Annotated in this window: 1 protein-coding gene and 1 pseudogene; both read right to left on the reverse strand. The window is 35.3% G+C overall.

Annotated features, from left to right (window positions below; translation table 11 throughout):
• Window positions 1–365, reverse strand: a pseudogene (locus ACFIK8_RS11140) (hypothetical protein); the annotation flags it as partial.
• The gene (locus ACFIK8_RS11145; RefSeq protein WP_375636799.1) at window positions 362–505 is read right to left on the reverse strand and encodes a TrwH protein; all 144 of its coding nucleotides are present in this window, start codon (window positions 503–505) and stop codon (window positions 362–364) included. The pseudogene ACFIK8_RS11140 and the gene ACFIK8_RS11145, both read right to left, overlap by 4 nt.
• Between the last annotated feature and the right edge of the window lie 258 nt (window positions 506–763).

A 763-nucleotide genomic window follows, 5' to 3' on the forward strand; every position in this document is an offset into this window, starting at 1 on the left:
ATTTTCTGAGGTGCAGTTTTCTGACCCTTTGTTATAGCTTGATAGGCTTTTTCTGTTTGCGAAAGTTGTTCTTTTTTCAACTCAAGCTGTTTTTTTAAGAGCTCAATAATTTCTCCTTTTTTTAATAGATTAATAATCTCCAGATATTCTGCTGGTAGAGCAGGTGGTGTCGGTGGAGCAGGTGGTGTCGGTAGAGCAGGTGGTGTCGGTAGAGCAGGTGGTGTCGATAGAGCAAGTTGTGAGTTTACAGTTGGGTCTTGAGGTGATGAGGGTTCGAAACTTATGCTCACATCTGCATTTGCTGAAGCTAGATTCAGCATTCCCAAAAGGGTAATCATTCCTGTTATAATAAATCTCTTTTTCATCTGTCTCCTCGCTTGATTTTGGCAGGGATTGTTTTATTAATAGGTACACGGTTCCTATCATTGGGCTGTTTTAGCTTTGGTGCTAATGCATAAGCCGATAAAATTTTTGCAATCAAAATTACAAGAATGATCGACTTCATTTTAATACGACTCTTTTTACTGTTATATGCATCTTAATATTTATTGTCATTATTATAATTTTGACACTAAAGTAAAGTGTATAGTTTGCGATAATTGATCTTTTCGTAATTTCATTTTTTAATTTATGAAAATAGCTCAATTTCAGTGCGGATATTTTTTACTTTAGGATTGGATATCCTTGTTATTTTGTCATATGGATATTAAGGGCATCTGTTACGAGCAGCATTGCTTTTTATCTCATCTAGTTTCTATGTCTC

Source organism: Bartonella sp. MR168JLCBS, assembly GCF_042194175.1.